Source organism: Streptomyces sp. MH60, assembly GCF_002939385.1.
Classification (GTDB): domain Bacteria; phylum Actinomycetota; class Actinomycetes; order Streptomycetales; family Streptomycetaceae; genus Streptomyces.
The window spans coordinates 1-26767 of sequence record NZ_MULI01000091.1; the positions used below are offsets into that span (position 1 = coordinate 1).

The window sequence follows — 26767 nt, forward strand, 5'->3', positions numbered from 1 at the left end:
CAGGGCATCGGCGACACCATCCGGGTGTCGCTGAGCGCTCCGCCGGTCGAGGAGATCAAGGTCGGCATCCAGATCCTCCAGTCCCTCGGACTCAGGGAGCGCCGGCTGGAGATCGTCTCCTGCCCGTCCTGCGGCCGCGCCCAGGTCGACGTGTACAAGCTGGCCGAGGAGGTCACCGCCGGTCTGGAGGGCATGGAGGTGCCGTTGCGCGTCGCCGTGATGGGCTGCGTCGTCAACGGCCCCGGCGAGGCGCGCGAGGCCGACCTCGGCGTCGCCTCCGGCAACGGCAAGGGGCAGATCTTCGTCAAGGGCGAGGTCGTCAAGACCGTCCCCGAGTCGAAGATCGTGGAGACCCTCATCGAAGAGGCGATGAGGATCGCCGAGCAGATGGAGAAGGACGGCGCGTCGGGGGAGCCGGCCGTCACCGTGAGCTGACACACCACGGACCGAAGGGGGCCCGAGCGTGACGATTCTGGAGAACATCCGGGGACCACGCGACCTGAAGGCGCTGTCCGAGGCGGAACTCGGTGAACTGTCCGACGAGATACGTGACTTCCTGGTGCACGCGGTCGCCCGCACCGGCGGTCACCTCGGACCCAACCTCGGCGTGGTGGAACTCACCGTCGCCCTGCACCGGGTCTTCGAGTCGCCGGACGACCGCATCCTGTGGGACACCGGCCACCAGAGCTACGTACACAAACTCCTGACCGGCCGTCAGGACTTCTCGAAGCTGCGCAGCAAGGGCGGCCTGTCCGGCTACCCCTCGCGCGAGGAGTCCGAGCACGACGTCATCGAGAACAGCCACGCATCCACCGTCCTCGGCTGGGCCGACGGCCTCGCCAAGGCCCGCCAGGTGCGGGGGGAGCGCAGTCACGTCGTCGCCGTGATCGGGGACGGCGCGCTCACCGGCGGCATGGCCTGGGAGGCGCTGAACAACATCGCGGCGGCCAGGGACCGGCCGCTGATCATCGTCGTCAACGACAACGAACGCTCGTACGCGCCGACCATCGGCGGCCTCGCCAACCACCTGGCGACCCTGCGCACCACCGACGGCTACGAGCGGGCCCTGGCCTGGGGCAAGGACGTGCTCCAGCGCACGCCCGTGGTCGGCAACACCGTCTACGAGGCCCTGCACGGCGCCAAGAAGGGCTTCAAGGACGCCTTCGCGCCGCAGGGCCTGTTCGAGGACCTCGGGCTGAAGTACCTCGGCCCGATCGACGGGCACGACATCGGCGCCGTCGAGTCGGCGCTGCGCCGTGCCAAGCGCTTCCACGGCCCGGTCCTGGTGCACTGCCTCACCGAGAAGGGCCGCGGCTACGAACCCGCCCTGCGCGACGAGGAGGACCACTTCCACACCGTCGGCGTGATGGACCCGCTCACCTGCGAGCCGCTGAGCCCGGCCGGCGGGCCGTCCTGGACCTCGGTGTTCGGCGAGGAGATCGTCCGGATCGGCGAGGAGCGCGAGGACGTGGTCGCGATCACCGCGGCCATGCTGCACCCGGTCGGCCTGGCGCCGTTCGCCGCGCGCTTTCCCGACCGGGTCTGGGACGTCGGCATCGCCGAGCAGCACGCCGCCGTGTCCGCCGCCGGTCTTGCCACCGGCGGACTGCACCCGGTCGTCGCCGTCTACGCCACCTTCCTCAACCGCGCCTTCGACCAGCTCCTGATGGACGTGGCGCTGCACCGCTGCGGCGTCACCTTCGTCCTGGACCGGGCCGGCGTCACCGGTGTGGACGGGGCCTCGCACAATGGCATGTGGGACATGTCCGTCCTCCAGGTCGTCCCCGGGCTGCGCATCGCCGCGCCGCGCGACGCCGACCAGCTGCGCGCCCAGCTGCGCGAGGCGGTCGCCGTGGACGACGCGCCGACGCTGCTGCGCTTCCCGAAGGAGTCCGTCGGCCCCGCCGTACCCGCCGTCGACCGGATCGGCGGCCTGGACGTCCTGCACGCCGCGGACCGGCCCGAGGTGCTGCTCGTGGCCGTGGGCGTGATGGCGCCGGTCTGCCTCGGGGCCGCCGGCCTCCTGGAGGCCCGCGGTATCGGCTGCACCGTCGTCGACCCCCGCTGGGTCAAGCCCGTCGACCCGGCGCTCGCGCCCCTCGCGGCCCGGCACCGGCTGGTGGCCGTGGTGGAGGACAACAGTCGTGCCGCCGGGGTCGGTTCCGCGGTGTCGCTGGCGCTCGGCGACGCCGAGGTCGACGTCCCCGTGCGCCGCTTCGGCATCCCCGAGCAGTTCCTCGCGCACGCCAGGCGCGCCGAGTTGCTCGCGGACATCGGCCTCACCCCGGTCGACGTCGCCGGCCGGATCGCCGCGAGCCTGGCCCTCGCCGAAGGGGCGGGCGGGCCGGCGGTGGAACAGTCCGGCGACGGACGGATCGTCATGCCAGCGCAAGGAGAGAACTGAATGACCAAGGAGTTCGACCTCGCCGCGCTCTTGGCCGAGCGCGGGGCCGAGCGGTACGAGCTGCACGCCAGGCACCTCAACCACCAGCTGCCGCGCATGCTGCGCACCATCGGCTTCGACAAGGTCTACGAGCGGGCCGAGGGCGCGCACTTCTGGGACGCGGACGGCAACGACTACCTGGACATGCTCGCCGGGTTCGCGGTCATGGGCCTGGGCCGCCACCACCCCGTCGTCCGCAAGGCGCTGCACGACGTCCTCGACGCCTCGCTCGCCGACCTGACCCGCTTCGACTGCCCGCCGCTGCCCGGACTGCTGGCCGAGAAGCTGCTCTCCTACAGCCCCCACCTGGACCGCGTCTTCTTCGGCAACAGCGGCACCGAGGCCGTCGAGACCGCCCTGAAGTTCGCCCGGTACGCGACCGGCCGGCAGCGGATCCTGTACTGCACGCACGCCTTCCACGGACTGACCACCGGCTCGCTCTCCGTCAACGGCGAGGACGGCTTCCGCAAGGGCTTCGCACCCCTGCTGCCCGACACCGCCGTCCCGCTCGGCGACCTGGACGCCCTGGCGCGCGAGCTGAGGAAGGGCGACGTGGCCGCCCTGATCGTGGAACCGGTCCAGGGCAAGGGCGTGCACGAGGCCCCGCCCGGCTACCTGCTCGCCGCGCAGGAACTGCTGCACCGGCACAAGGCGCTGCTGATCGCCGACGAGGTGCAGACGGGCCTCGGCCGGACCGGCAGGTTCTACGCCTACCAGCACTCGGACGGCGTCGAACCCGACCTGGTCTGCGTCGCCAAGGCGCTGTCCGGCGGGTACGTGCCGGTGGGGGCCACCCTGGGCAAGGACTGGATCTTCCAGAAGGTGTACTCCTCGATGGACCGCGTGCAGGTCCACTCGGCGAGCTTCGGGTCCAACGCGCAGGCCATGGCCGCCGGGCTCGCGGTGCTGTCGGTGATGGAGAACGAGGAGATCGTCGCGAACGCCGCCGCGGTGGGGGAGCGGCTGAAGTCCCGGCTGGCGGAACTGGTGGACCGCTACGAACTGCTCGCCGACGTCCGGGGCCGCGGGCTGATGATCGGCATCGAGTTCGGCCGGCCCCGGTCCCTGAAGCTGCGCAGCCGCTGGACGATGCTCCAGGCCGCGCGGAAGGGACTGTTCGCGCAGATGGTGGTCGTGCCGCTGCTGCAGCGGCACCGGATCCTGACCCAGGTGTCCGGCGACCACCTGGAAGTGATCAAGCTGATCCCGCCGCTGATCATCGACACCGCCGACGCCGACCGGTTCGTCGACGCCTTCACGGAGGTGATGGAGGACGCGCACAACGGCGGTGGCCTGATGTGGGACTTCGGGAAGACCCTGGTCAAGCAGGCGGTGGCCAACCGCTGAGAGGAGTCTTTGCCTCTGGGGCAAGAAATTTGCCTTACGGGCAAAGCTCGGGCTGAATGGAGGCATGAGCCCCTCCGAGACCGGCCCCGCCGAAGGGCCGGTCACCGCCGTCGCACCCCAGCTGCGTGAGCTGCGGCGGCGGGCCGCCCTCACCCTGGAGGCCGCGGCCCGCGCCGCAGGGCTCTCGCCCGCCCACCTGTCCCGCCTGGAGACCGGGCAGCGCCAGCCCTCGCTGCCGATGCTGCTCTCCCTCGCCCGCGTCTACGGTACGACCGTCGCCGAGCTGCTGGGAGAGACGGCCGCCGACCGGGACGCCGTGGTGCGCGCCGCCGACATGGAGCCCACGAGCGCGGGCGGCTGGACGTACTACCGGGCCGGGTCGCCGGGCCGCGGCATGCACGCCCTGCGCGTCCAGGTGCCCTACGGCTCCCAGGGCGACGTCGTGCGCGTGCACCCCGGTGAGGAGTGGCTCCACGTCCTCAGGGGCCGGCTGCGTCTGCGCCTCGGCGACACCGAGCACCGGCTCACCGCGGGGGACAGCGCCCACTTCGACTCGACGACCCCGCACCGGATCGCCGCGCAGGATCCCGATGGCGTCGAGCTGCTCTTCGTCCACACCCTGCTGCAGAGCCCGACGGCCGCGCTGTGCCTCGGCCCGAACCCTGGAGAGACGCCATGAGCACCATGCAGGAGAAGTTCCCGCGCGCCCTGTGGGTGCGACTGCTCGTCTACATCGCCCTGGGGCACGTCTTCGGCGGCTTCCTCTACCTGCTGTTCGAGGTGGGCGCCAAGTAGCGCCGTCCGCGAGCGGGCGCCCCGGATCAGTCCAGCATCCGCTCGCGCAGCCGCTCCCGGGTCCCGGGCGTGAGCCGCAGGCCCTTCTCCAGGTACGCGTCGACGCCGCCCCACGTCTCCTCGATGGTCTCGAAGGCCGCCGCCAGGTACTCGGCGCGCGCGTCGAACAGGGGGCTGAGCAGCTCCATGACCTCGGGGGAGTAGGCCGAGGCGGCGGAGCCGCTGCGGCGCACCTGGTAGCGGCGGTGCGCGGCGTTCGACTTCAGGTAGTCCTCGACGACGGCCTCGCGCTCGACACCCAGGGCGAGCAGGGTGACGGCGATGGACAGACCCGCACGGTCCTTTCCGGCCGCGCAGTGCATCAGCGCGGGGACGCTGTCCTCGGCGAGCGCGTGCAGGATCCGGGAGTGCTCCGCCGTGCGCTCCGTGACGATCGAGCGGTAGGAGCCGATCATCCGGTCGGCGCCCTTGCCGTCGGCGAGGATCTCGCGCAGCTGGTCGAGGTCTCCGTCCCGGACCATCTTCCAGAACTCGGCGCCGTCGGCCGGATCGCTCAGCGGCAGGTTCACATTGCGCACGCCCGGCAGGTCGACGTCCGGACCCTCGAGCTTCTGGTCGGCCGCGTTGCGGAAGTCGAAGATCGTGTGCAGGCCCAGGGAGGCCAGGAACGCGGCGTCCTCACCCGTGGCGTGTGCCAGGTGACCGCTGCGGAACAGCACCCCCTGCCGTACCCGCCGCCCGTCCGCGGTCGGCAGTCCGCCCACGTCCCGGAAGTTGCGCACACCGGTCAGCTCGGGTTCGGTCGACGGGACCTGCTGCGTCACGGGGGCTCCTCCCACTCCACCCCGCCGCCGCTGCTCGCCGGCGGGCACGACCCGACGATACGGCATCCCCCGTGCGCGAAATCGTGCTCCGAGGAATATTGCGAACCGATAAGGGCCTTCTGTCCGAATTGACACCTTGATAACAACTGGCCCTGAAATGGCGGAGGGTGAGTGGGGGGCGCGTGAGCAGCGTCATATCCGTGACCGTGCGTGGCCCGTCATGTTCACGTAATTCAGCTGCATTCCAAGGGCCTTTCAGGAAAACGGCACGACGGAAATCGACGCAGGGTTACCGGGCATTCCCGTAAAGGATCAACCGGAACACCGGTCGGGGGAAACCCTCGCTTGTTCCGGTGCGTCCTTGTCCCTTACGTTCACCACCGATCCGGACGGACGCCTAATCCTGCCGCCGACCGGAACCCGCACTCATCGACCACCCGTACACGGCAGGAGCGGGGGACCCACAGGTAGAACTGCCTGTTCCGGTTCCCGGAACGGCTTGGGGTAAAGCCGCGTTCCGACGCGGCCGGGCATCTCCAGCCCGCACCCGACAGCTCACCTCGCAGGCGCCGGAGAGGAATTCGTCATGCCCGCGAAGGGTAAGCACCGCCGTACCAGGGCCATGCGCCTGACCCGCACCATCGCCGTCGCCGGAACCGGTGGCGCCGCGCTCGCGCTCCCGCTGATGGGTGCCGCCGCCGCCAACGCCGCCCCCGCGCACTCCGTTTCCGAGCAGGCCGTGCAGTCCGTTCCGGCGTCGGCCAAGAAGGCCGCCGCGAGCGGCGCCGAGAAGAACTCGGATTCCCGGACGTACACCGTGAAGAGCGGTGACTACCTTTCGAAGATCGCCGACGAGCAGCACGTCGACGGCGGCTGGAAGAAGCTCTACGCGGACAACCGCGAGGCCGTCGGTTCCGACCCGTCGCTGATCCACCCCGGCCTGAAGCTCTCGATCGGCGGCCACGCCGCCAAGTCGTCGGCGCCGTCCTCCGCGCAGTCCCAGAAGCCCGCGCAGAAGTCCGCCGAGAAGCCCGCCGCCGAGAAGCCGGCCCAGAAGTCGACGGACGCCGAGAAGACCTCCTCCTCGGACTCCTCGAACACCGGCGCCCAGTCCGCGGGCACCACCAGCGGCTACACCTCCCCCGTCGAGGGCGGCACCGTCGGTACCCCGTACCACCAGTCCGGCAGCATGTGGTCCAGCGGCTACCACACCGGCACCGACTTCGTCGTCCCGACCGGCACCTCGCTCAAGGCCGTCGGCGCGGGCACCGTCGTCTCCGCAGGCTGGGGCGGCGCGTACGGCAACCAGGTCGTCCTCCAGCTCGCCGACGGCCACTACGCCCAGTACGCCCACCTCTCCTCGCTCTCCGTCTCCGCCGGTCAGTCGGTGACGGCGGGTCAGCAGGTCGGCCTCTCGGGTGCCACCGGCAACGTGACCGGACCGCACCTGCACTTCGAGATCCGCACCACGCCGGACTACGGCTCGGACATCGACCCGATCGCGTTCCTGCGCTCGCACGGCGTCTCCGTCTGACGACCGGTTCCGCGCAGCCCCCGCGCCCCGAAGGCCGGACCCCGATCCCCGGGTCCGGCCTTCGGCGTATCCGGCCATGGCGGTATGAGCCGTCGATGTATCCGGCCTCCGCCGTATTCCGGAATTGACGAACACTTTAGGCGTGGCCTTTCTCACCGACCGTCAACCTCTTCCTACGGTCGCGTAGGTCACATTCCAAGGTGAATCATGGGCCGATGTGGCAGACGATTCGAAGAGTGACAGCAGAGCAGTGATCGGGTCGTACGTGGCGGTGGGGGACAGCTTCACCGAGGGCGTCGGCGACCCCGGCCCCGACGGGGCGTTCCTCGGCTGGGCCGACCGGCTCGCCGTACTGCTCGCGGACCGGCGCCCCGAGGGCGACTTCACGTACACGAACCTCGCCGTGCGCGGCAGGCTCCTCGACCAGATCGTGGCGGAACAGGTCCCGCGGGTCGTACAACTCGCTCCGGACCTGGTCTCGTTCGCGGCCGGCGGCAACGACATCCTGCGGCCCGGCACCGACCCCGACGAGGTCGCCGAGCGGTTCGAACTGGCGGTGGCCGCGCTGACCGCCGCGGCCGGCACCGTCCTGGTGACCACCGGGTTCGACACCCGGGGGGTGCCCGTCCTCAAGCACCTGCGGGGCAAGATCGCCACGTACAACGGGCACGTCCGCGCCATCGCCGACCGCTACGGCTGCCCGGTGCTCGACCTGTGGTCGCTCCGCAGCGTCCAGGACCGCAGGGCGTGGGACGCCGACCGGCTGCACCTGTCGCCGGAGGGCCACACCCGCGTGGCGCTGCGCGCGGGACAGGCCCTCGGCCTGCGCGTCCCGGCCGACCCGGACCAGCCGTGGCCGCCCCTGCCGCCGCGCGGCACGCTGGACGTCCGGCGCGACGACGTGCACTGGGCGCGCGAGTACCTGGTGCCGTGGATCGGGCGCCGGCTGCGCGGCGAGTCGTCGGGCGACCACGTGACGGCCAAGGGCACCTTGTCGCCGGACGACATCAAGACGTGGATCGCCCCGGTGGCCTGAGGCGGGGCGGGCGGGCGGCCGGGGCCCGTGCGACACCCTGGCGTCTAACGCCGCGTGGACGCCAGGGCCGAGCGCTCCAGGCCCAGTTCCCGGGCCAGTGCCTCGTCCACCCACTGCTGCGCCCGGGCCCGCGACACCGTGCCCGTGTACGACGTGAGCTGCACCGCCAGCCCGTCCAGCAACGCCGTCAGCCGCAGGGCTGCGGCGTCCGGCTCGGGGCAGGAGAACTCACCGGCGGCCACACCCTCGGCGATGACCTCGGCGATCGCCGCCTTCCACTGGCGGTCCAGCTCGCGCGTGACCTCCCGCAGCGCGGGCTCGCGCGGCGCCGCCGCCCAGCCCTCGATCCACAGCCGCCAGCCCTTGGCCGGGCCGGTCGGCGCGTACCACCGCACGGCCGCCCGCAGGCGGCGCAGCGCCGACGTACGACGGGCGAGCAGCCCCCGCAGATGGGCGAGGTCGTCCTCGGCGGCATGGGTGAACGCGGCAGCGACCAGGCGCTCTTTGGTGGAGAAGTGATAGAGCACCAGCGCGTTGCTGACGCCGAGCGCCGCGGCCACGTCGGCGATCCGCAACGCCGCCACGCCCCGCGCCGATATCTGCTCGATGGCGGCGCCCAGCAGCTCCTCGCGCCGCTCCGCCACGCTCAACCGGACTCTCCCCACGCACGTCACCCTATACAGGCGCCCGGACGTGCGACGACGCCCTTCCCGGTCGTGGTGGACCGGGGGAACACGGATGTGACATCCGTCGTTCGAGGTGACGTAGGACGAGACGACGACAATGAGAGCCTGAACCACTCCACCTGGAGGTACCGTGCCCGCTTTCCGTTCCCCGAGTCCCGGGTTCAGCGTGCCGCGGCCCGCGGCCTTCGGCGTGGACCCGAGCGGTGAGCGCATGGCGCGCATCCGCAGATCGCCGCACTTCCGCGACGGCGTCTTCCAGAACCCCGGGGGCACCGCCCGGACCCGGCCCTCCGGATCGGCCGCCGAATTCGCCAAGATCTACTTCGACAAGCAGGCCCGGCTGCGCCGGTCCCCGCGGGGGCCGGTTCCGGTGCACGCCACCACCCTGGCCGACCTCGCCCGGCCACCGGCCACCGGGCTCCGGCTGACCTGGATGGGCCACTCCAGCGTGCTCGCCGAGATCGACGGGCAGCGCGTGCTCTTCGATCCGGTGTGGGGCGAGCGCTGCTCCCCGTTCCCCTTCGCCGGCCCCAAGCGCCTGCACCCGGCGCCGCTGCCGCTCGCCGCCCTCGGCCCGGTCGACGTCGTCGTCATCTCCCACGACCACTACGACCACCTGGACATGCCGACGATCAAGGCGCTGGCCGGCACGGACACCCTGTTCGCCGTGCCGCTCGGCGTCGGCGGCCACCTCGAACACTGGGGTGTCTCCCCCGACCGGCTGCGCGAGCTGGACTGGCACGAGTCGACGCGCGTCGGCGGCCTCACCCTCACCGCCACCCCGGCCCGGCACTTCTGCGGGCGCGGGCTGCGCAACACCCAGCACACCCTGTGGGCGTCCTGGGTCGTCGCCGGTGACGAGCACCGCGTCTACCACAGCGGGGACACCGGCTACTTCGACGGCTTCCGCGACATCGGCGCCGCGCACGGCCCGTTCGACGCCACGATGATCCAGCTCGGCGCGTACGCGGAGTTCTGGCCGGACATCCACATGACCCCCGAGGAGGGCGTCCGGGCCCACCTCGACCTCCAGGGCGGTCGGTCGCACGGTGCTCTGCTGCCGATCCACTGGGGGACCTTCAACCTGGCGCCGCACGCGTGGGCGGAGCCCGGTGAGTGGACGAGGGACGCGGCCGAGGAGGCCGGCCAGGCGGTGGCGTTCCCGCGACCGGGGGAGCCGTTCGAGCCGGCCGGGAAGCTGCCGGTGGAGGCGTGGTGGCGCGGGGTGTCGGCGCCGATCGCCCACCCGTGGCGGCGTCCCCGGATCGGCGAAGGCGTGGCCGGGACGAGCAAGGGGGATCTCGACCTCGCGGGGGAGAGGTGACGCCGGCCACGGACGGCGGGGCCGAGACCGCCTGAGGGGGCGGGCCGGGCGCGGCGGCACCCGCCTGCCGTCCGGCCGCCTCAGTACAGCTTCTTCCCCTCCGCCAGCATGGCGACGAACTTCTCGATGCGGGCCGCCCGGGTCTCCGCCTTCTTGGCGTCCTCGACCCGGTGCAGGATCGCGAACCGGTTGCGGCTGTCCAGCGTGGCGAAGAAGTCGCGCGCCGCGGGCGCCGCGTCCAGGGCGGCCTGGAGGTCGTCGGGCACCGTGGCCTTGCTCTGCGACGCGTACGCCGCCTCCCAGCGGCCGTCCTTCTTGGCCCGGTCCACCTCACGCTGCCCGGCGGGCCGCATCCGGCCGGCCTTGATCAGCTCGGTGGCCTTCTCCCGGTTCACCTTGGACCACTTGCTGCCGGACCGGCGGGGGGTGAAGCGCTGCAACCAGTACCGCTCGTCCTGCTTCTTCTTCTGCCCGTCGATCCAGCCGTAGCACAGGGCGGACTCCAGTGCGTGGGCGTAGTCGACGCCGTCGGCTCCGGAGCCGTTCTTCGGGATCCGGAACCAGATCCCCGTCCCGTCCTCGTGGTGCTCCTCCAGCCACGTCTCCCACTCGTCCTGCGTGGCGAAGGACAGGATCGGATCAGGCGACTTCCGCGCTCCCTCAGACATGGACGCCATGAAATCCCACCCCCGGGGGCGGGTCAACAACCCCACCGGGCCACCCGGCCACGGCCGGGCCGCCGCCCGCCCGGCCGTGCACAAAGTTGAGCAGCCGACCGGGGACGCCCCGGCGTACCGTCCCCGCTGGTCGAGCGACACACCGAAAGGCGGACGCATGACGACGATGTACGAGCACGTCGGCGGGGAAGCGGCGCTGCGGCGGCTGGCGGAGCACTTCCATCACCTGGTGCTGGAGGACCCGCTGCTGGGCGACCTGTTCCGGGCCGGATCGCCGTACCACGCCGACCATCTCACCGCGTTCCTCGCCGAGATGCTCGGCGGCCCCGCCCGCTACACCGACGAACTCGGCGGCTTCATCGCGCTGTTGCGGGCCCACGCCGGCATGCGGATCACCCCCGAGCAGAGCGACCGCTTCGTCGCCCTGCTGCTCCGGGCCGCCGACGACGTCGGGCTGCCCGACGACGACCGCTTCCGCAAGGCGTTCACCGGCAGCCTCGAGAAGGCCGCCGGCTTCACCACCAAGGCCTCGCAGGAGGACGACCACCCCATGCTCCAGCCGCCGTACCCGGTGCTGGGCCGCTGGCAGTGGTGAAGCGGCGCCGCTGAGACCGACCGACGAGACGAGGGGGAACGTTGAAGTCCGCGGAGCCCGTCCCCGTGTCATCCGCCGAGGTGACCACCGGCACCACCTGTGAGCGACTGCTCCGCGTCCTGGAGCCCCTGGTCACCCGGACCGGGCCGCTCGACCCGGACACCGACCTGGCCGACGCCGGACTCTCCTCGCTCGCCGCCGTCCGGCTGATGCTGGAGATCGAGACCGAGTTCGGCACCGAAGTGCCGCTCTCCCTGCTCCTGGAGTGCCGCACCCCGCGCGACCTCGCCCACCGGATCGACCGCGCCGACCACGCCGACGGCGGGGACCGCGGGGAGGGCAACGGCGCCGCCGGTCGCGTGGACGTGGTGGCGGAGCCCGCGTCCCGCCACGAACCCGTCCCGGCGACCCCCATGCAGGAGGCGTACGTCGTCGGCAAGTACCCGGAGCTGGACCCGGACGCCTTCGGCTGCCACCACTACCACGAGTTCGCCCTCGACGGGCTGGACACCGACCGGCTGGCCCGCGCCTGGCGGCGGCTCGTGGAACACTTCGACGCCCTCCGGCTCACCGGCGTCGGCCGCAACCAGCACGTTCGGGAGAGCGCGCCGGTGCCCGGACCCGTCGTCCACGAGACGGCGGACGCCGACGACCTGGAGGCCGAGGCGAGCGCCGTACGCCGCCGGCTGTCCCACCACCGCTACCCGCCGGGCCACTGGCCGCCGTTCCAGGTCGAGATCTGCCGGGAGCCCGCCGGCCGCGCCGTGGTCCATCTCAGCCTCGACGGCACGGTCACCGACGCACACGGCACCGACCTGCTGCTGCACCACTGGTGGCACGCCTACACGTCCGAGGAACACCCGCTGCCCGAGGCGCCGTTCAGCCTCCGCGACACCCTGGACGCGCTCGCCCGCCACCGCGGCTCCGCCGCCCACCGCGCCGCCCTGTCCCGGGCCGCCGAACGGCACAAGGGGCTGCCCGGCGGCCCGCCCGTACTGCTCGCCGAACCCCCCGAGCCGCCGCCCGGCCTCGACGGCCACCCGCGCACCCCGCGCCGCGGCCGGCTCACCCCGGCCCAGTGGGCGGGCCTGCGCGCGCGGGCCGCCGAACTGCGCGTCTCACCCACCTCGCTGGTGCTGACCGCCTTCGCCGAAGCCCTGACACCGGCCGGTTCGGACGAACCGTTCACCCTGGTCCTGACCACCACCGACCGGCCCCGCCTGCCGTCCGCCGCCGAGCGACTCGTCGGCCCCTACACCTCCGGCTGCCTGCTCGTCGTCGACCCGCGGCCACCCGCCCCGGACGAGGCCGCGCGTGCCCTCCACCAACGGGTGTGGGAGGCGCTGTCCCACGCGAACGTCGGCAGCGTCGAGGTGCTGCGCGAACTGCGCGCCCAGGGCACCCGGGCACCGGCCCTGCCCGTGGTCTTCACCAGCCTGCTCGACCTGAGCCTCGACGGTGCCGGGCGGGGCAGCATGGCCGACCACGAGCGGTACGCCGTCGGCCAGACCTCCGGCATCGCCCTCGACCACCAGATGCGGGAGCGCGACGACGGCCTGGACTTCCGCTGGGACACCGCCGACGGCCTCTTCCCGCCGGGTACGCCCGACGCCCTCTTCGGCCGCTTCTGCCGGCTGCTGCAGGGGCTGTGCGAACCGGCGCCCGACACCCCCCTGCCCGCCCGGGAACTCCAGCAGGCGTACCTGGTGGCGCGGCTCGACGGCCACACCGGCCGCGGCTGCCAGTACCACCAGAGCTTCCACGTGGACGACCTGGACCTCGCACGGCTGCGCGGCGCCTGGCGGGAACTCGTCGCCGCACACGAGGCACTGCGGCTGCGCACCGGCGCCGACGGCGCGCTCGGCGTGCTCTCCACGGCTCCGGCCGACGCGTGGATCCCGGTCCTGGACGTCCCCGAAGGCGCGGACCCCGACGCCGTCGACCGTGCCGTACGCGCCGAGATGACCCACCGGCCGTTCGGGCTCGGCCGGGGAGCGCACACCGACCTCAGGGTCGTCCGCGCCCCCGGACGACCCGCCACCGTGCACCTGTCCGCCGACCTGCTCGTCGGGGACGCCCGCAGCATCGTGCTGCTCGCCCGCGACCTGCTGCGCCGGTACGCCGACCCCCTCGGCGCCCCGCCGGTCCCGACCAGGCTGCCCCGCGCGTCCCGGCCGGTGACCGAGGAGGCCCGCGCCCACTGGCGGGACCGGCTCGCCGGTCTGCCGGCCGGGCCGGATCTGCGGGACGCGCGACAGCCCTCGCGCCCCCGGCGCCGCGAGCGCCTCCTCACCCACCGCACGGCCCTCGCGGCATGGGCGGACCGGCACTCGGTGAGCCTCGACGCCACCCTGCTGGCCGCCTACTGCACCGCACTCGGAGCTCTCTGCGACAAGCCGTTCGCGCTGCCCGTGGTCTGCTTCACCGGCCCCGACGCGCAGCGCCCCGCGGAGTTCACCGAACTGACCTGGGTCCGCTCCCCGGAGCCCGGCACCGACCCGGCGGCCCTCGCCCGCGCCTACGGCCGGCAACTGGCCGAGGATCTGGAGCGGGGCGGCGGCGCCGGTCTCGCCGAGATGCGCTCCCTCGTCGTACGGCGCCGCAGGGACGCGGACTTCGCGCACCCCGTGGTCTTCACGACCGTCCTCGACGTCTCGGACCGCCCCCTGCCGGCCGGCGTGCGCCCCGGCCCCGCGGGCACGGCCACCACCGACGTCGCCCTCGACTGCGTGACGGTCGACGACGGAACGGCGCTGCACCTGGCCTGGGACGCGCTGGACGAGCGGTTCGAGGACGGCGTGCTGGACGAGGCGTTCGAGCGGTACGCCGACCTGCTCACCGCGCTGGCGACGGAGCCCGGCCCGGCCCCGGACGACGGCCTGGACCCGGAGGGCGGGTCGGCGGTGGACGGCGGGTCGGCGGCGGACGGCGGTCCTGCGACTGGCGACTCCCCGGTCGGCACCGAGCGCCACCGCCTCCTGTACGGCTTCAACGACACCGCCCGCCCCTACCCGGCCGAGGGCCCCGTCCACCTGCTCTTCGAACAGCAGGCCCGCAGCCGCCCCGACGCGGTCGCGCTGCGCTGGCGCGAGGGCACCATGACGTACGGCGAGCTGAACCGCCGGGCCAACCTGCTCGCGCACCGGCTGCGGCGAGCGGGCGTCACGGACGGCACCTCCGTGGGCATCAGTGTGCGGCGGGGCCCGGCGATGGCCGTGTCCGTGTTCGCCGTGCTGAAGGCGGGCGGCGCCTACGTCCCCGTGGAGCCGTCACTGCCCCGCGACCGGGCGCACGGCATGCTCCAGGACACCGGCGCCCGGCACCTGCTGGTCACGGCGGGCGGCCCCGGCTGGCAGGTGCCGGACGGCGTGGACGTCCTCGACCTGGACGCGCCCGGGGCCACCGGAACGGACCTGCCCGACCCCGGCGACCCCGAGCCCGTCACGGGCCCGGACTCGGTCGCCTACCGGCTGTTCACCTCCGGCAGCACCGGGCGCCCGAAGTGCGTGGTGGTGGCACACCGCTCCCTGCACAACCTCCTCGACTGGTGCCGGCGCACCTTCGACTTCGGGCCGGGCGACACCGGGCTGTGCGTCACCTCCCTCGGCTTCGACCTGTCCGTCTTCGACATCCTCGGACTCCTCGCGTACGGCGGCGGCCTCTACGTCGCCGACGAGGCCGAGCAGCGCGACCCCGAACTGCTCGTCGACGCCCTGCTGCGCGAGCCGGTCACCTTCTGGAACTCCGCGCCCACCACCCTGGCCCGGCTCGCACCGCACCTGCCCGAACACCGCGGACGGCCCGGCACCGCCGACCTGCGCCTGGTCTTCCTCAGCGGCGACTGGATCCCGCTGTCCCTCCCCGACGACGTGCGCGAGGTGTTCGGCGGGGCCCGGGTGATCAGTCTCGGCGGCGCCACCGAGGCCACCGTCTGGTCCAACTGGTACCCCGTCGGCACCGTCGACCCCGAGTGGCGCAGCATCCCGTACGGCAGGCCCATCGACAACGCCCGCTACTACGTGCTCGACGGGCACCTGGAGCCCTGCCCCGTCGGCGAGGAGGGCGACCTCTACATCGCGGGCGACTGCCTCAGCCTCGGCTACCACGGACAGCCCGGACTGACCCGGGAGCGGTTCGTCCCCGAGCCCTTCGGGAACGGCCCGGACTCCCGCATGTACGCCACCGGGGACCGGGCGGCCTACCGCGACGACGGCGTCCTGGTGTTCCTGGGGCGACGCGACCACCAGGTGAAGATCCGGGGCTTCCGGGTCGAACTCGGCGAGATCGAGCACCGGTTGTGCGCCCACCCCGCCGTGCACGACGCGGTGGTGGTGGCCCGGCCCGACGGCAGCGGGGACCGGCGCGTGGTCGCCTACCTGATCGCCGAACCGGGCGCCGCCCGGCCCTCCGTGTCCGAACTGCGCGCCCACGCGGCCCGGACCCTGCCCGACTACATGGTCCCGAACTTCGTGGCGTTCCTGCCGTCCTTCCCCGCGACGGACAACGGCAAGCTGGACCGGGACGCCCTGCCGTGGCCGTTGCCCGGCGGGCCACCCGTGTCCGGCGAGCCGGAGCCACCGGCACCCGCGCGGCGCCCCGCCACCGCGACCGGCACCCCCTTCCCGTCCGCCGGAGAACTGGCCGAGGAGATCGGCGCGTTGCTGGCCGACCTGATCGGTGTGCCCGAACTGGACGCCACGCTCGACCTGTGGGACCAGGGCGCCACCTCCTTCACCCTGGCCCAGCTGTCCTCGGCCCTGCGGTCCCGGTACGGCCGCCGGGTCCCCGTCTCGGCCCTGCTGGCGGAGCCGACCATCGCCGGGATGGCCCGCCACCTCGCGGGCGGCGATCCGGCGACGGCGCCCGCCGAGCCCGCGCGGGAGGAGCCGTCCCCGCAGGGCCGTCCCCCGGCGCCGGAGGCCGTGGAGTTCTTCTCCGCCGAGGACCGCGACCGTTTCAAGTCGGGCGCCTGGCACCTGCGGCAGCGCCGTGACGACGAACCCCTGCTCGTGCTCGACGGCCCGTTCCCGCCCGCCGAGCGGTACCGGGAACGCGCCACCCACCGGGACTTCGCCGACGGACCGCTGGCCCACGACGCCTTCCTCCGCTTCCTGGCCGCCCTGCGCGCCCGGCCGGCCGGTGACGGCCCACGCCGCCTGTACGCCTCCGCCGGCGACACCTACGCCGTACAGACCTATCTGCACGTCAAGCCGGGCGCCGTCGAGGGCGTCCCGGGCGGCGTCTACTACCACCGCCCCGACGACCACGCCCTGCAACGCGTCAGCACCGGCCCCGGGATCGACCGCACCGTCCACTTCGCCTACAACCGGCCCGTCTTCGACCGCGCGGCGTTCGAGGTGTACCTGGTCTCCGAGCCGCGCGGCATCGAGCCGCTGTACGGCGAGGAGTCGCAGCTCTACCTGGCCGTCGAGGCCGGATACCTGGGGCAGTTGCTGATGAGCGGGCAGCGGGAGAGCGGCGTCGGCCTGTGCGCCGTCGGAAGCCTCGCCTTCGACCGCGTCCGTGACACCCTGCGGCTGCATCCCGGCCAGCGGCTGCTGCACGCCTTCCTCGCCGGACCGCTGCCCCGCGAGTCCGCGGCGGGTGCCCGGCCGGTCCGCGAGCGGCGGGCGGCCGGTGCGGGACCGGCCGCGCGGCCGGCACCGGCGGACATGGCCGTGATCGGCACCGCCGGGCGCTACCCCGGAGCGGACGGCCTGGAGGAGTTCTGGGACAACCTGCGCTCCGGACGCCGCTCCCTCGGCCCGCTGCCCGCCGAACGGCTGGCCGCCTTCGCCGCCGCCACCGGCACCCCGCCGGACCCGGCGGGGACCTGGCCGCACGGCGGCTACCTGCGCGGCGACGACGGATTCGACGGCCGGCTGTTCCGTGTCTCACCCCAGGAGGCCGAGGGGCTGGACCCCCAACTGCGGCTGCTGCTGCCCGTGGTGTGGCAGTGTCTGGAGGACGCCGGCCACACGCCGGGCAGCCTCAGCCGCGACGGTGAGCGGGTCGGGGTGTTCACGGCGACGATGTGGCACGACCACCGGCAGGCGGGCGAGGCCCGGTGGCGGGAGGGCGGACCGGCCCGCCAGGCGGCCGCCGCCTCGGACCTCCCGGCGCGGATCGCGCACTGCCTCGGGTTCGAGGGCCCCGCCGTCGCGGTGGACACCGCCTGCTCCTCCTCGCTGACCGCCCTGCACCTGGCCGTGACCAGCCTGCGCCAGGGGGAGTGCGACGCGGCGCTGGTGACGGGCGTCAACGTCGTCGCCCACCCCTACCACCTGGCGCTCCTGCGCGACCTCGGCCTGGCGGCGGCCCGGCCGTCCGCCGGTGCCTTCGGCGCCGAGGACACCGGCTGGTCGCCCGGCGAGGGGGCGGGCGCCCTGCTGCTGCGTCCGCTGCGGGACGCCGTGGAGCGCCGGGACGTCCTGCACGCGGTCGTCGAGGCGACCGGCGTTGGTGCGGCCGGACGGCCGGGCCCCTTCGGGATGCCCGCCGCCGAACCGCTCGCCCGCTCCCTCGCCCGTATGCTGCGCCGGCACGGCCTCGACGGCGCCGACATCGGGTACGCCGAGTGCGCCGCCTCCGGTGCCCTGCTGGCCGACGCGGCCGAACTGGACGCCCTGCTCACCGCGTTGCGGCCACCCGGCACGGACGGGAAGCTGCTCGTCGGCACCGTGAAGCCGTCCATCGGGCACCTGGAGGCGGCCTCCGGGCTGTCCCAGCTGACCAAGGTCCTCCTGCAACTGCGCGAGCGCACCCTCGCCCCGACCGTTCCGGCGCCCCGGCGCACCGAACTGCCCGACTGGGACCGGCTCACCGTCCCCGACACCGCCCGGCCCTGGACGCCGGCCGCACCGGGCGCGCCGCTGCGCGCACTCGTCAACGCCGTCTCGGCGACCGGCGCGTACGGCCACGCCGTGCTCAGGTCCGCCGACGGCACCCACCGACGACCGGGCGCGCCCGCCCCGGACCCGGCCGAACGAAAGGACAGCGGTGACCGGTACCTGGCTGAAGAACGGTAGCGGCGGCACGGACGCACCGCTGCGCCTGTTCTGCTTCGCCCACGCCGGTGGGGGCGGCGGCTTCTTCCAGCCCTGGCGGGAGAAGCTGCTGCCGGAGGTCGAGGTGTGCCCGGTGATCCTGCCCGGCCGCGAGACCCGCGTCGCCGAGCCCGCCTTCCGCAGCATGGCGGACCTCCTCGGACCGCTCTGCACCGGCCTCGCCCCCCATCTGGACCGGCCGTACGCGCTGTTCGGCCACAGCACCGGCGCGGCCATCGCCTACGAGGTCGCCCGCCGCTTCCAGGACGACCCGGCGCGTGCCCCGCGCCGGCTGCTGGTCTCGGGGCGGCGCGCCCCGCACCTGGCGGCACGCCGGCCGCCGTACGCGGGGCTCGCCGACGACGACTTCCTGCGGGTCGTCGCCGAGCTGGGAGGCACTCCGCGGGAGGTGATGCGCCAACGCGACCTGATGCGGATGTTCCTGCCCGCGCTGCGCGCCGACTTCCACCTCAACGAGACCTACCGGCCACTGCCCGGCCCCCGGCTGACCTGCCCGCTGTCCGGCTTCACCGGCGACCACGACCCGGAGGTCACGCCGCTGGAACTGCGCCTGTGGGAGACCACCAGCGACGGTCCGTTCCGCATGCGCGTGTACGAGGGCGACCACTTCTACCTGGCCGGGCTGCCCGAGCCGCTCCATTCCGACCTGCGCCGGGACCTGAGTGAGACCGTCCGGCAGTCGGTGTCCTGACCCGGGTCACGGCGGGCCGTGGTGCCGCACCACCGTCACGTCCGGCCCGTGGCCCCGCCGTACGGCCACCGCGAGCAGATGCCGGTCGCCCCGGGGCCACTGGGCGAACTGCCACCGCGAGCCGTCGTCGTCGGCCGCGGTCAGCCGGGGCCCGCCGGGGGCGTCCGGCGCGACGGCGTAGGAGTCCGGGGGCAGCAGGAAGCCCAGGCCGCGCGCCTTCCCGTACGCCTCCTTCAGCGTCCAGTGCCGCAGGAACACGCCGCCGCGCTCGCCCGGCGGTGCCGCGAGGACCCGGGCGGCCTCCCGGGGGTGGAACATCGTGCGCGCCACCCGCACCGGGTCCGCCGGGCGGCCGGTGACCTCCACGTCGACGCCGCAGTCCAGCTCGGGACAGACCAGGCAGACCGCGAGGCCCGGGGCATGCGCGACGCTGAAGCGCAACCGGGGCACGGTGGGCGGCCCGGCCGGCTCGGGACGGCCGTGCGGCCCCGTCGTGAAACGCCATTCCGCGGGCGCCACTTCGGGCACGCACCGGCTGAGCGCGGTCCGCAGCAGGGTACGGGCCGCGACGTACAGGCGGCGGTCCGCGTCCCGGCGAAAGGCCGCAGAACGCCGCCGCTCCTCGGCCGACAGCGGTCCCCGGCCGCCGTGGGCGTCCGGTGCGGCGGCCCAGACATGCGCGAGGGGAGCGCCGGTGACCGCGTGGTGCAGGGCGACCCGGGACGGCGGCGGTGTCCCCTCGACCACGGCGCCTCCCCGTTTCCCGTGCACGGCCGTCGGGCCTTCCGCGGCGAGTGTCGAGCCTGCGGCGCGCACAAACGGCCCCGCCGTGCAAAAGTGAGCAGATCCGCGAGGCCCGTGCCGGTTACAACCGGGAGAGCCGGGGCCCGGTGGCGGCCCCCGACCGCGGGAGCGACCATGGCCGTCGGCATCGAGGCGATCAACGCCTACGTGGCACGCGCCTGTTTCGACGTGGCGGAACTCTTCCGCGGCCGGGGCCTGGACATGAGCCGGTTCGACAACCTCATGATGCGGCAGAAGTCGGTCAACCTGCCCTGCGAGGACGCGGTCACCAACGCCGTCAACGCGGCGAAGCCCCTCCTGGACCGGCTCACCACCGAGGAACGCGACGCGATCGAACTCCTCGTCGTCGGCACCGAATCCGGGCTCGACCTGGGCAAACCCCTCTCCACGTACATCCACCACCACCTCGGGCTCAGCCCCCGCTGCCGCTCCTTCGAGGTCAAACACGCCTGCTACGGCGGCACGGCGGCCCTCCAGACGGCCGCCGGCATCATCGGCGCCTCACCCGTGGAGACCGCCAAGGCACTGGTGATCGCCGCCGACGCACCGAGCGCGGCGGCCCGCGGCACCTACTGGGAACCCTCGGAAGGCGCCGGCGCGGTGGCCCTCCTCGTCGGCCGCGATCCGCGGGTCCTGGAACTGGACCCGGGCGCCAGCGGTCTGCACACCTTCGAGGTGATGGACACCCTGCGGCCCCGCCCGGACCTGGACTACGTCGACTCCGACGTGTCCCTGCTGTCGTACCTGACCTGTCTGGAGCGCAGCTTCGCCGCCTACCGCGAGCGGGTGGCCGGCGCCGACGTCGTCGACAGCTTCCAGCACCTGGTGCTGCACACCCCGTTCGCCGGCATGGTCAAGGGCGCGCACCGGAAACTGCTGCGCAGCCACAAGGGCCTGGGGCCCCGCGAGGCGGCCGAGGACTTCACGCTCCGGGTCGCCCCCACCCTCCACTACGGCTCCCGGGTCGGAAACCTCTTCTCCGCCTCCCTGTACCTCGCCCTGTGCTCCCTCCTGGACCACGGCGACCCGGAAACCCCCTGCCGCATCGGGCTGTTCTCCTACGGTTCCGGATGCGGCTCGGAGTTCTTCAGCGGCGTCCTCGGGGAGGAGGCCGCGGCCGTCGCCGGCCGGATGCGGATCGGCGCCGCGCTCGACGCCCGGCGGACACTGACCATGGAGGAGTACGACGCCGTCACCGAACTCGGCGGCGACCGCGCGTTCGGCGTGCGGGACCTGGACGTCGACACCAAGCCCTACGCGGACCTGTACGGCGAACTCGCCGACGGAGCCGGGCTGCTGGTGCTCGACCGCATCGAGAACTTCCACCGCCTCTACTCCTGGAGCTGACCGACCGATGAGCCACGGCACCGTCCGGGTCCGGCATCAGGAACCCGCCGTCCTGCGCATCACCCTGAACCGGCCCGAGCGCGGCAACACCGTCGACTCCGCCCTGATCGCCGACCTGCACGCAGCCCTGGACGGCGCCGAGAAGGCCGACGACTGCCGGCTGGTCGTGCTCGACTCGCCGGGCGGGACGTTCTGCAACGGGATGGACATGGGCGAGGCGGCGGGGGACATCCGGACGGGAGCCGGCCACGGCCGGGACGCGGAACGGGGAGCGGACAGCGGTTCGGCGTTCTTCGGACTGCTGCGGCGGCTCACCGAGGTGCCGCGGATGACCCTCGCCTGCGTGGACGGACGGGTGGCGGGCGGCGGGGTGGGACTCGCCGCGGCCTGCGACCTCGTCCACACCACCGAACGCGGCGTGTTCAGCCTCCCCGAGGCCCTGTGGGGACTGCTGCCGTGCAGCGTGCTCCCGTTCCTGGCCCGCCGCACCGGCGCGCACACCGCGGGCACGATGACCCTCACCACCCTGCCGCTCACCGCCCAGGAAGCCGTGCACCGGGGACTCGCCGACGAACTCTCGCCGGACGCCGGTCCGTTGGTGCGCCGCCTGCTGTCCCGGCTGACCAAGATCGACGCCCGGATGATCGGAGAGGCCAAGGGATACCTGGCCGCGCTGCATCCCGTCACGGCCGAGACCGAGCGGCGGGCGGTCACCGAGTTCGCCCGGCTCGCCGCGGCGCCCGGCGTCCGCGAGGGCATGGCCCGGTATGCCGCCGAAGGGCGCTACCCGTGGGAGCGGTGAGCGCCGGGTCCGGGCAGTGCCGGACGGAGCACGGGGAAGGCGGCCGATGAGAGTCGTGTGGGCCTTCCCGGGCCAGGGCTCCCAGCGCAAGGACATGGGCGCCGGCCTCTTCGACCGCCACCCCGGCACACTCGCCCGCGCGGACGCCGTACTCGGCCGCTCGGTCCGCGAACTGGCGGCCGACCAGGCCGCGTTGCGCGACACCCGTGTCCTGCAGCCCGTCCTCTACACCATCGGCGCGCTGACCTACCTCGACCGTGCCGCCCGGGAGCCCCAGCCCGACTGCATGATCGGACACAGCCTCGGCGAGTACACCGCCCTCTACGCGTCCGGCGCCCTCGACTTCGAGACCGGACTGCGGCTCGTCGTGGCCCGCGCCGAGATCATGGGGCGGGCGCGCGGGGGCGGCATGCTCGCCGTCGTGGGACTCGACGTCGAGCGGCTGCGGGAGGTCATGCGCCGTGAGGGCGTGGACGACATCGACGTCGCCAACCACAACTCGCCCGTGCAGACGGTCCTCTCCGGCCCCGAGGACTCCGTCCGCGCCCTCGCGCCCGTGCTCCGCCGTGAGGGCGCGGGCAAGTGCGTACTGCTGCACATCAGCGTCGCCGCCCACTCCCGCTACATGGCCGGGGCAGCCGACGAACTCGGCGCCGTCCTCGACACCGTCACCTTTCACGAACCCCGCGTCCCCGTGGTCTCCAACGTGACGGCCCGCCCCCACCGGGCCGACCGGATCGCCCTCCGGCTGCGCGAGCACATGTGCCGGGGGGTGCGCTGGTGGGACAGCCTGGCCCACCTCGTCGAACAGGGGGTCACCGAGCTGGTCGAGCTGGGCCCCGGAAGCGTGCTGACCAAGCTGTGGGCGACGGCCAGGACCGAGCTGGCGCCACCGCCGGGCGGGCAGGACCGCGCGGCCCGGACGGCGCCGGAGCCGGGTCCGGGGGCAGGCGGCGACGGCGCGGCGGCACCGGGAACGCGCACGCCGACGGCCGCGCCGGGACGTCGCCGTGCCCCGGTGACCCGGGAACGGCTCGGCCCGGCCCGGTTCCGGGAGCGGTACGGGACCGAGCTGGCCTGGCTGGTGTCCGGGACCGGCGACGGGGCCGTGGGCGACGAGGTCTGCCGGGCCGCCCGGGCCGCAGGGCTCGCGGCCTGCACCGATCCGGTCCCCGGCGCTCCGCGGCAGGAGTCGCTGGGCCGGGCGGGCCGACACGGCTGGGGGATCGGGCTGCGCCCCGGGGCAGACGCGGACGAACAGGTCACCGCGCTGCTGGCCCACGAGGTGCGGTACGTCGAGGTCGGCCACCCCCACGGCCCCGACGCGGCACTCGTCCGCTTCCGCTTCACCGGCGCCCACCGCGGCCCGGGCGGCGCCCCCGTCGCCGTACGGCACGTCGTCGCCCGCGTCACCGGACCCGACCAGGCCGCCGCCTTCCTGCGCCCACCCGCCCCCGCCCTGCTCGCCGAACTCGTCGGCACCGGAGCCCTGTCGGCGCGCGAGGCGGACGTCGCCCGGGAGCTGCCGGTCGCCTCCGACCTGGCCGTCCAGCACCCGGGGGGCTGGCACGCCGACGGCGCCGACGCCTGTCAACTGCTGCCCGCCGTGGCCGCGCTCGCCGCCCGGAGCCCCGGGCCCGAACCCGTGCACGTGGGTCTGTGCGGAGTCGTCGGCACACCGGAACAGGCCGCCACCGCCTTCGCCCTCGGCGCCGCCTTCCTCGTCTCCACCTCGCTCACCGCCTGCGCTCCCGAGGCCCGGCTGGCCGACCCGCTCAAGGACACCCTCGCGAGGGCCGGCGACGACGACGTCACCTGGGCGCCCACCGAACGGCACGCCACCCTGGGTGTCCTCGCGCGGGTCGTCCGCCGGGGCACCCTGTTCCCCGCCCGGGCCGGTCTGCTGTACCGGCTCCTGCGCGAACACCGCTATTTCGCCGACGTCCCCGAACCTCGGCGCCGCCACGTCGAGGAGCACCTCCTGGGCGGCCCGGCCACCGAGCCACCGGCGGACACCCGAGCCGACGGGCGCCCGCGCACGGCCGACGTGTTCCGCCGGTACGTGCGGGAGACCGCCCGCCGCACACCGGCCGGCGACCCCCTGCGGCCCCTGGACCACCAGCTGCGGTGCGACCCGGACCTCACCCACTTCAACCGTGCGGCGGCCGGCACCCCGCTGGCCGCGTGGACCGCACGCACCCCGGCCGCAGTGGCCGGACACCTCCTGACAAACGCCGCGGAACTGCTCACCGAGAGAGCCCCGAAACGGGCCGAAACGCGCCCATGAACCAGCGGACACACCAAGCAATCGCTACGGTCTGCGACGGACAGTGGGGCCCCGCCCACGGGACCCCACGGGCATGCGGCATGCCCGGACCAGCCCGGACCGAGCCCAGGCCGACACCCGTGGAGTGAGACGGCATGAACCCTCTGGAGCGCACCGACACCAACACCCCGCCCCACGGCCCCGGGACGGGCCCGGTCGACCCGTGCGTCGTGCTCGTCTCGGCCGGCGACCCCGACCGGCTCGCCCGCGCCGCCCGCGACCTGCGCGACCGGCTCGTCTCGCTGCTGCGCCAGGACCGGGCGCCCGCCGCCGACGTGGCCTGGACCACCCAGACCGGCAGGGTGCCCATGCGGCACCGGCTCGCCGTCGTACGCCCCGACCTCGACGGGGTCGTCGCCGCGCTCGACGCCTTCCTCACCGGCCGCCCCGACCCCGCCGTCCACACCGGACGGGCCGGGCACGCACCGCCCGGTGCGCCCGGCACCGCCACCGACGCGGCCCGGCTGTGGGCCCAGGGCGCCGACCTGCCCTGGGAGACCTACTGGCACACCCCCAGGGCCCGCGTCGCCCTGCCGGTGTACCCGTTCACCACCACCGACGCGCCCGCGCCGCCACCCACCGCCGGCACCGCTCGGGACCCGGGGGCGGACACCCGGGCGGCCGACCTGGAGACGGCCCTCCTGGACCGGTACGCCGAGGTGTCCGGGATACCCCGGGACGAACTCGACGCCCACACGCCCTTCGTGGAGTACGGGCTCACCTCCCTCCAGGTGGGCGAACTCAACCGGCTGCTCGCGGACGACTGGGGCGTCGGCACCCGGACCCTGTTCTTCGAACACGGCGACATGGCCCACGTGGCCGAGGACGCCGTGCGCCGCTGCGGGGCCGCCCCGCGCCGCGCACCGGACGCCGGACGACCCCGGACCACCGCCCGGCCGGCCGCCGCACCGAGAGCCGCCCCGGAGCCCGGCCCGGCCGAGGAGACCGACGGCGCGACCGCCGTCATCGGTGTCGCGGGCCGTTTCCCGCAGGCCGGGGACCTGGAGGCGTTCTGGGCCAACCTGGAATCCGGACACGACTGCGTCACCGGTCTGCCCGCCGACCGGCACCGGCCCGGCTGGCCCGTCGACGAGATGATCGGCGGCTTCCTCGACGGCGTCGACCGCTTCGACCCGCTGCTGTTCGGCATCACCCCCCGCGACGCCGCCCTCATGGACCCGCACGAGCGCCTCTTCCTGGAGACGGCCTGGGCCGCCCTGGAGAACGCCGCCCACCCCCGGCAGCGGCTGCGCGAGCGGCACGGGTCGCGCGTCGGCGTCTACGCGGGCGCCATGTACGCCGACTACGCCTTCTTCGGCGTGGAGGAGACCCTGCGCGGGCGCCCCGCCTACAGCGGCGGCGCGCTCGGCAACATCGCCAACCGGGTCTCCTACATCCTCGACCTGCACGGCCCCAGCCTCGCCGTGGACACCATGTGCTCCTCGTCGCTGGCCGCCCTCCACCTGGCCGTCCGCGCGCTGCGCGCCGGGGAGTGCGAGATCGCCCTCGCCGGGGCCGTCAACCTCTCCCTGCACCCGAACAAGTTCGTGCAGCAGCGGCTCATGTCCCTGACCTCGAGCTCCCGGCGCTGCCGCAGCTTCGGTGCGGACGGAGACGGGTTCGTGCCGGCCGAGGCGGTGGGCGTCCTGGTGCTGAAACCACTGGCCCGGGCCCTGGCCGACGGCGACCGGGTGCGCGCGGTGATCCGGGGCACCGCCATGGTGCACGCCGGACGCACCAACGGCTACATCGTGCCGTCCCCCGTCGCGCAGGGGCAGGTCGTCCGGGACGCCCTCGCCGACGCCGGGCTGCGGCCCGCCGACATCGACTACGTGGAGGCGCACGGCGCCGGCACCGCGCTCGGGGACCCCGTAGAGATCGACGGACTCACCCGGGTGTTCGGCGGCGACGACCGCCCCCCGGGGTCGCTGCCCATCGGCTCGGTGAAGTCCACCATCGGGCACGCCGAGGCCGCCGCCGGCATGGCCGCGCTCACCAAGTGCCTCCTCCAGATGGAACACGGCACCCTGGCCCCGACCCTGCACGTGGACCGCCTCAACCCGAACATCGACTGGGACGCCGTGCCCTTCCGCGCCCAGGACAGGGCCGCCCCCTGGCCGCGACCGACCGGACCGGACGGCGCACCGCGCCCCCGCCGCGCGGGCGTCAGCTCCTTCGGCGCCGGCGGGACCATCGCCCACGTGGTGCTGGAGGAGTTCCCCGCCGCCGCCCGCCAGGATCCGCCGCCCGTCCCGGCACCCCGGCTGCTGGTGCTCTCCGCCCATGACGAGGCGCGCCTCAGGGACGCCGCGTCCCGCCTCGCCGCCTGGCTGCGCCGCCCGGACGGGGCTCCGCTCGCCGACGTCGCCTGGACCCTCCAGGCCGGCCGCGAACCCCTGCGCGAACGCCTCGCGCTGGTCGCCGACGATGCGGCGGACGCCGCCGCCCGCCTGGCGGAGTTCGCGGCCG

General features: G+C 74.1%; 19 protein-coding genes and 1 riboswitch. Of the genes, 15 read left to right on the forward strand and 4 right to left on the reverse strand.

The window, feature by feature from the left end; translation table 11 throughout:
• The 5 genes from BZZ08_RS33550 to BZZ08_RS33570 form a co-directional block, all read left to right on the forward strand.
• Nucleotides 1-435, forward strand: a 435-nt coding sequence (locus BZZ08_RS33550) for a flavodoxin-dependent (E)-4-hydroxy-3-methylbut-2-enyl-diphosphate synthase (RefSeq protein ID WP_198601844.1), incomplete at its 5' end; no start/stop codon positions are given.
• Nucleotides 436-463: 28 nt separating this feature from the next.
• Complete coding sequence (gene dxs / locus BZZ08_RS33555; protein WP_104635970.1) at nt 464-2404, forward strand: 1-deoxy-D-xylulose-5-phosphate synthase; 1941 nt, start codon at nt 464-466, stop codon at nt 2402-2404.
• The gene (locus tag BZZ08_RS33560) at nt 2405-3790 is read left to right on the forward strand and encodes an aspartate aminotransferase family protein (RefSeq protein ID WP_104635971.1); all 1386 of its coding nucleotides are present in this window, start codon (nt 2405-2407) and stop codon (nt 3788-3790) included. It abuts the gene before it with no gap.
• A gap of 64 nt (nt 3791-3854) precedes the next feature.
• Complete coding sequence (locus BZZ08_RS33565; RefSeq protein WP_104635972.1) at nt 3855-4469, forward strand: helix-turn-helix domain-containing protein; 615 nt, start codon at nt 3855-3857, stop codon at nt 4467-4469.
• On the forward strand, nt 4466-4585 hold the full coding sequence (locus BZZ08_RS33570; RefSeq protein WP_104635973.1) for a DUF6126 family protein: 120 nt from the start codon (nt 4466-4468) through the stop codon (nt 4583-4585). The genes BZZ08_RS33565 and BZZ08_RS33570 overlap by 4 nt, the downstream gene beginning before the upstream one ends.
• A gap of 26 nt (nt 4586-4611) precedes the next feature.
• On the opposite strand, the gene BZZ08_RS33575 is transcribed toward BZZ08_RS33570, so the two are convergent.
• Nucleotides 4612-5409, reverse strand: a complete 798-nt coding sequence (locus BZZ08_RS33575) for a tyrosine-protein phosphatase (protein WP_104635974.1) — start codon at nt 5407-5409, stop codon at nt 4612-4614.
• Between the two features lie 424 nt (nt 5410-5833).
• A riboswitch (cyclic di-AMP (ydaO/yuaA leader) is annotated at nt 5834-5993 on the forward strand.
• Between the two features lie 2 nt (nt 5994-5995).
• Between BZZ08_RS33575 and BZZ08_RS33580 the strand changes: the two genes are divergently transcribed.
• Nucleotides 5996-6943 (forward strand): M23 family metallopeptidase, encoded by a 948-nt coding sequence (locus BZZ08_RS33580; protein WP_104635975.1) that lies wholly within the window; start codon nt 5996-5998, stop codon nt 6941-6943.
• Between the two features lie 250 nt (nt 6944-7193).
• Nucleotides 7194-7979 carry an SGNH/GDSL hydrolase family protein gene (locus tag BZZ08_RS33585; RefSeq protein ID WP_104635976.1) on the forward strand — a complete coding sequence of 262 codons (786 nt, stop codon included), beginning with the start codon at nt 7194-7196 and terminating at the stop codon, nt 7977-7979.
• 44 nt (nt 7980-8023) lie between these two features.
• On the opposite strand, the gene BZZ08_RS33590 is transcribed toward BZZ08_RS33585, so the two are convergent.
• Nucleotides 8024-8644, reverse strand: a complete 621-nt coding sequence (locus tag BZZ08_RS33590) for a TetR/AcrR family transcriptional regulator (protein WP_104635977.1) — start codon at nt 8642-8644, stop codon at nt 8024-8026.
• A 151-nt stretch (nt 8645-8795) separates the two neighbouring features.
• Here BZZ08_RS33590 and BZZ08_RS33595 point away from each other — a divergent pair, with 151 nt between their 5' ends.
• Entirely contained in the window at nt 8796-9989 is a 1194-nt protein-coding gene (locus tag BZZ08_RS33595) for an MBL fold metallo-hydrolase (RefSeq protein ID WP_198601845.1), read from the forward strand.
• A gap of 80 nt (nt 9990-10069) precedes the next feature.
• On the opposite strand, the gene BZZ08_RS33600 is transcribed toward BZZ08_RS33595, so the two are convergent.
• A complete protein-coding gene (locus BZZ08_RS33600) occupies nt 10070-10666 on the reverse strand; it encodes a YdeI/OmpD-associated family protein (RefSeq protein WP_446750285.1) in 597 nt (198 codons plus the stop codon).
• 157 nt (nt 10667-10823) lie between these two features.
• Between BZZ08_RS33600 and BZZ08_RS33605 the strand changes: the two genes are divergently transcribed.
• The 3 genes from BZZ08_RS33605 (at nt 10824) to BZZ08_RS33615 (ending at nt 19019) form a co-directional block, all read left to right on the forward strand.
• On the forward strand, nt 10824-11261 hold the full coding sequence (locus tag BZZ08_RS33605; protein WP_157953360.1) for a group II truncated hemoglobin: 438 nt from the start codon (nt 10824-10826) through the stop codon (nt 11259-11261).
• 65 nt (nt 11262-11326) lie between these two features.
• Nucleotides 11327-18289 carry a non-ribosomal peptide synthetase gene (locus BZZ08_RS33610; RefSeq protein WP_198601846.1) on the forward strand — a complete coding sequence of 2321 codons (6963 nt, stop codon included), beginning with the start codon at nt 11327-11329 and terminating at the stop codon, nt 18287-18289.
• Nucleotides 18261-19019 carry a thioesterase II family protein gene (locus BZZ08_RS33615; RefSeq protein ID WP_104635981.1) on the forward strand — a complete coding sequence of 253 codons (759 nt, stop codon included), beginning with the start codon at nt 18261-18263 and terminating at the stop codon, nt 19017-19019. The genes BZZ08_RS33610 and BZZ08_RS33615 overlap by 29 nt, the downstream gene beginning before the upstream one ends.
• Nucleotides 19020-19025: 6 nt before the next feature.
• Here the strand turns inward: BZZ08_RS33615 and BZZ08_RS33620 are convergent, their stop codons facing one another.
• A complete protein-coding gene (locus tag BZZ08_RS33620; RefSeq protein ID WP_157953361.1) occupies nt 19026-19766 on the reverse strand; it encodes a 4'-phosphopantetheinyl transferase family protein in 741 nt (246 codons plus the stop codon).
• Between the two features lie 171 nt (nt 19767-19937).
• Between BZZ08_RS33620 and BZZ08_RS33625 the strand changes: the two genes are divergently transcribed.
• The 4 genes from BZZ08_RS33625 to BZZ08_RS33640 form a co-directional block, all read left to right on the forward strand.
• Nucleotides 19938-21170 (forward strand): hydroxymethylglutaryl-CoA synthase family protein, encoded by a 1233-nt coding sequence (locus tag BZZ08_RS33625; RefSeq protein ID WP_104635983.1) that lies wholly within the window; start codon nt 19938-19940, stop codon nt 21168-21170.
• A 7-nt stretch (nt 21171-21177) separates the two neighbouring features.
• A complete protein-coding gene (locus tag BZZ08_RS33630) occupies nt 21178-21972 on the forward strand; it encodes an enoyl-CoA hydratase-related protein (protein WP_104635984.1) in 795 nt (264 codons plus the stop codon).
• Between the two features lie 46 nt (nt 21973-22018).
• The gene (gene fabD, locus BZZ08_RS33635) at nt 22019-24259 is read left to right on the forward strand and encodes an ACP S-malonyltransferase (RefSeq protein WP_198601847.1); all 2241 of its coding nucleotides are present in this window, start codon (nt 22019-22021) and stop codon (nt 24257-24259) included.
• Between the two features lie 134 nt (nt 24260-24393).
• Nucleotides 24394-26767, forward strand: a 2374-nt coding sequence (locus tag BZZ08_RS33640; protein WP_241965633.1) for a beta-ketoacyl synthase N-terminal-like domain-containing protein, incomplete at its 3' end; no start/stop codon positions are given.

Coding starts and splice junctions, on each gene's coding strand:
- BZZ08_RS33625 (WP_104635983.1), top strand. CDS start 19,938: ATGGCCGTCGGCATCGAGGCGATCAACGCCTACGTGGCACGCGCCTGT.
- BZZ08_RS33580 (WP_104635975.1), top strand. CDS start 5,996: ATGCCCGCGAAGGGTAAGCACCGCCGTACCAGGGCCATGCGCCTGACC.
- BZZ08_RS33600 (WP_446750285.1), bottom strand. CDS start 10,666: ATGGCGTCCATGTCTGAGGGAGCGCGGAAGTCGCCTGATCCGATCCTG.
- BZZ08_RS33560 (WP_104635971.1), top strand. CDS start 2,405: ATGACCAAGGAGTTCGACCTCGCCGCGCTCTTGGCCGAGCGCGGGGCC.
- BZZ08_RS33630 (WP_104635984.1), top strand. CDS start 21,178: ATGAGCCACGGCACCGTCCGGGTCCGGCATCAGGAACCCGCCGTCCTG.
- BZZ08_RS33565 (WP_104635972.1), top strand. CDS start 3,855: ATGAGCCCCTCCGAGACCGGCCCCGCCGAAGGGCCGGTCACCGCCGTC.
- BZZ08_RS33570 (WP_104635973.1), top strand. CDS start 4,466: ATGAGCACCATGCAGGAGAAGTTCCCGCGCGCCCTGTGGGTGCGACTG.
- BZZ08_RS33605 (WP_157953360.1), top strand. CDS start 10,824: ATGACGACGATGTACGAGCACGTCGGCGGGGAAGCGGCGCTGCGGCGG.
- fabD (WP_198601847.1), top strand. CDS start 22,019: ATGAGAGTCGTGTGGGCCTTCCCGGGCCAGGGCTCCCAGCGCAAGGAC.